This window comes from Micromonospora sp. DSM 43699, from assembly GCF_055517075.1.
Genome location: NZ_JBTMMT010000131.1, coordinates 1 through 3752, shown reverse-complemented (window position 1 = coordinate 3752; position 3752 = coordinate 1). Strand labels below are relative to the sequence as shown.

The following is a 3752-nucleotide window of genomic DNA, read 5'->3' as shown; positions in this document are numbered from 1 at the left end:
ACAGTGTGGTCAAGGTCGCCGACTTCGGCCTGGCCCGCGCGGTGGAGGCCAGCGCCGAGGAGGGTGACGACAACCAGCTGATGGCGACCGTCGCGTACGTGGCGCCGGAGTTGGTCACCGACGGGCGGGGTGGGGCTAGAAGCCGAGGGCCTGGGCGCGGCGCTTCACCTCGCGGGCGTGGTCGCCGCCGAGGGTGACCGCACCGGTGCCGCCGGAGAGGGTGTCGTCACGCTGGTAGAGCCACCGCAGCGCGGCCTCGTCGTCATAGCCGGCGTCGGCGAGCAGGTTGAGCACGCCGGGCAGGTGCTTGAGCACCGTCTTGTTGGCCACCAGGTCGGCGGGGATCCGGCGGATGCCGTCCCGGCGTACGGCGATCAGCTCACGGTCCCGGATCATCTGGTGGACCTTGCTGATCGACAGGTCGAGCCGCTCGGCGACGTCGGGGAGGCTCAGCCAGTCCGCCGGGTCGCTGGGGCCGGCCAGGTCACTGCCGACGGACTGGTCGGCGGGTACGGAATCGGTCACCCGACCACCCTGCCACGTCGCCCGGCCGCACGTGCAGCGGCACCCCGTCGCGCCTGCGTGGGTGCGGCACGGCGGCACCCCGTCGCGCCTGCGTGGGTGCGGCACGGCGGCACCCCGTCGCGCCTGCGTGGGTGCGGCGGGCCGAGCCGGGCCGGAACCCGGCTGTAGCATCCTGTTCAACCTTCACCCTCAGGACACATAGACTCCCTGCCGATGGACATACAGGTCGCCGACACGTTGCTGGGCTCGCTGCTCGACGGGCGCTACCGCATTCGCGGTCGCGTGGCCCGTGGCGGCATGGCGACCGTGTACACCGCCACCGACGAGCGGCTGGAACGTACCGTCGCGGTGAAGATCATTCACCCGTCCCAGGCCGCCGGGGCAGGCGCCCGGCTGGCGGGCTTCCCGGACCGGTTCACCGACGAGGCCAAGGCCATCGCCCGGTTGACCCACCCCAACGTCGTCGCCGTCTACGACCAGGGCACCCACAACGGGCTGCCCTACCTGGTGATGGAGTACGTCCGGGGCCGCACCCTGCGGGAGGTGCTTGCCGAACGCCGCCGGCTCAACCCCGACGAGGCACTGGCGATCATGGAGCAGACGCTCGCCGCGATCGCCGCCGCGCACCGCGCCGGGCTGGTCCACCGCGACGTAAAGCCGGAGAACGTGCTGGTCGCCGAGGCGCCCACCGGCGGGGTGGCCAACCTGATCGACAGTGTGGTCAAGGTCGCCGACTTCGGCCTGGCCCGCGCGGTGGAGGCCAGCGCCGAGGAGGGTGACGACAACCAGCTGATGGCGACCGTCGCGTACGTGGCGCCGGAGTTGGTCACCGACGGGCGCGCCGACCCCCGTACCGACGTCTACTCGGCCGGCATCGTGCTGTTCGAGATGCTGACCGGTCGGGTCCCGTACGACGGGGACCGCCCGGTCGACGTGGCCTGGCAGCATGTCGACCGGGACGTCCCGGCCCCGTCGATCCTGGTGCCCGGCCTGGCCCGGGCGCTCGACGAACTGGTCGCCCGGGCGACCCGGCGGGATCCGGGGGCCCGACCGGCCGACGCGGGCGCCCTGCTGGCCGAGGTGCAGGTGGCCCGGGACGACCTGGGCAACCCGAACGCACACACCGCAGTGCTGGGACGGGTGGCCGAGGAGTCGCCGGCGATGGCCCAGCCGACGATGGTGGTCGCGGCGGTCAGCCCGGTGAACCGGCCGACCTGGGCACGGCTGCCCGAACCGGCCGCCCCGCAGCGCCCACACCGACGCCGGGCCACCGAGGGCGCCGACCTGGGATCCCGGCTGGCGGAGCTGCGTACCCGGGTGATGGGTAACCCGCGCGGACGGCTGTCCGTGGCGGCGGCCGTGGTGGTGGTCGGCCTGCTCGCCGCGATGGGTGGCTGGTGGGTCGGGGTGGGCCGCTACACGGTCGCCCCGCAGCTGGTGAACCTCAGTCGCACCGACGCGCAGGCCCAGGCGGACCGGGCGGGGTTCCGCCTCTCCTTCGCCGAGCCGCGCTACGACGAGAAGATCCCCCGCGACGGTGTGCTCGCCCAGGACCCGGGCTCGGCTGCCAAGATCCTCAAGGGCGGCACCATCACGCTCACCCTGTCCCTAGGGCCGGAGCGATTCCCGGTGCCGGACGTGGTCGGCAAGGAGTTCGAGCTGGCCGAGGCCGACCTGACCAGCGCGAAGCTGGTGGTCGCCAAGGGCACCCCCCGCTACGACGACAACCTGCCGGCCGGGGTGGTGGTGGACACCAACCCGAAGGTCGGCGCCGAGGTGAAGCCGGGTGCCAAGGTGACAGTCATCCTGAGCCGTGGCCGGGCCCCGATCACGGTGCCCGACCTGGTCGGCAAGAGCCTCGGCGACGCCCGCTCCGCGCTCTCCCAGCTCGGGCTGGTGCCGGTCGAGACGTACAAGGACTCCGACAAGCCGCGCGACGAGGTGCTCGGACAGAGTCCGGCCGACGGCGCGGGCGTGGAGAAGGGCACCAAGGTCAGGCTGGACGTCAGCAAGGGTCCGCCGCAGGTGGCCGTCCCCCGGGTGGTCGACCTGCCCTGTCAGCAGGCCAAACAGCAGTTGGAGGGGGCCGGATTCACGGTGAACGTCCAGTTCAACCCCAACGGCATCGTCCGGTTCCAGAACCCGGGCGAGAACTCCCAGGTGCCCCCGGGCACTCCGGTCACCCTGGGCTGCCTGTGAGCACCCTGCGGCCGGTCGGTTCGCACACCCCCACCTCGGGCGGGCTGGCCAGGGCGGCTCTGCCGTACGTCGACGCGACCGGCTCCCGGGTGGTGCAGGTCTACGTCTCCAACTCGCGGGGCTGGGCGTTGCCGCCCGGCGACCCGGCCCAGGACGCGCTCTTCGCCGACGGCTGCGCCGCCCGTGGCGTGCCGGTCTACATCCACGCGTCGCTGCTTGTCAACCTGGGTTCGCCCACCCCGGCGACGGTGGAGAAATCCACCCTCACCCTGGCGCACGCGCTGCGCCGGGGGCGGGCGATCGGGGCCCGTGGCGTGGTGTTCCACGCCGGCAGCGCGGTCGACGCCGGGTACGCCGAGACCGCCCTACGGCAGGTACGCGAGTCGCTGTTGCCGCTGCTCGACGAGACCACGACCGACGGCGGTCCGCTGCTGCTGGTGGAGCCGAGCGCGGGTGGCGGCCGGTCACTGGCCTCCCGGGTCGAGCACCTCGGCCCCTACCTGGACGCGGTCGACCGGCACCCGGGGCTGGGGGTCTGCTTCGACACCTGCCACGCCTGGGCGGCCGGGCACGACCTGGCCGCCGAGGGTGGCATGACGGCGACCCTGGACACCCTGGTCGCCACGGTCGGGGCGGAGCGGCTGAAGCTGATCCACGCCAACGACTCCAAGGACCTGTGCGGCTCCACCCGGGACCGGCACGAGAACATCGGCAAGGGCAGCATCGGCGAGCCGGCCTTCGCCGAGTTGATGGCCCACCCCGCCACCGCCGGCATCCCCGTAGTGGTGGAGACCCCGTCGGACAAACACGAGGGCCACGCCACCGACATAGCCACCCTGACCCGCCTCCACCCCTAACCCAAACCACCCCGGCACCCCCCACCCCGGCCCCCCCACCCCGGCAGCGCCGCACCCCGGCAACGCCACGCCCCGGCAACGCCGCACCCCGGCAGCGCCACGCCCCGGCAACGCCACGCCCCGGTGATCAAGAGGTTTAGGGCAGCCTGAAGATCAAAGTTGACGCAAACC

The 3752-nt window shown here is 73.0% G+C and carries 3 protein-coding genes and 1 pseudogene; 3 read left to right on the top strand and 1 reads right to left on the bottom strand.

The window, feature by feature from the left end:
- Positions 1 to 143, top strand: a pseudogene (locus AC0AIB_RS30820) (protein kinase); the annotation flags it as partial.
- Here the strand turns inward: AC0AIB_RS30820 and AC0AIB_RS30815 are convergent.
- A complete protein-coding gene (locus AC0AIB_RS30815; RefSeq protein WP_328344339.1) occupies positions 136 to 525 on the bottom strand; it encodes an Rv2175c family DNA-binding protein in 390 nt (129 codons plus the stop codon). The pseudogene AC0AIB_RS30820 and the gene AC0AIB_RS30815 sit on opposite strands and share 8 nt — an antisense overlap.
- A gap of 213 nt (positions 526 to 738) precedes the next feature.
- Between AC0AIB_RS30815 and pknB the strand changes: the two genes are divergently transcribed.
- Complete coding sequence (gene pknB, locus AC0AIB_RS30810) at positions 739 to 2724, top strand: Stk1 family PASTA domain-containing Ser/Thr kinase (RefSeq protein WP_328344337.1); 1986 nt, start codon at positions 739 to 741, stop codon at positions 2722 to 2724.
- Entirely contained in the window at positions 2721 to 3581 is an 861-nt protein-coding gene (locus AC0AIB_RS30805) for a deoxyribonuclease IV (RefSeq protein ID WP_328344335.1), read from the top strand. Before pknB ends, AC0AIB_RS30805 begins: the two co-directional genes overlap by 4 nt.
- Positions 3582 to 3752 lie beyond the last annotated feature (171 nt).

Excerpts from the sequence above, each read along its gene's own strand:
- pknB (WP_328344337.1), top strand. The coding sequence starts at position 739 with ATGGACATACAGGTCGCCGACACGTTGCTGGGCTCGCTGCTCGACGGG.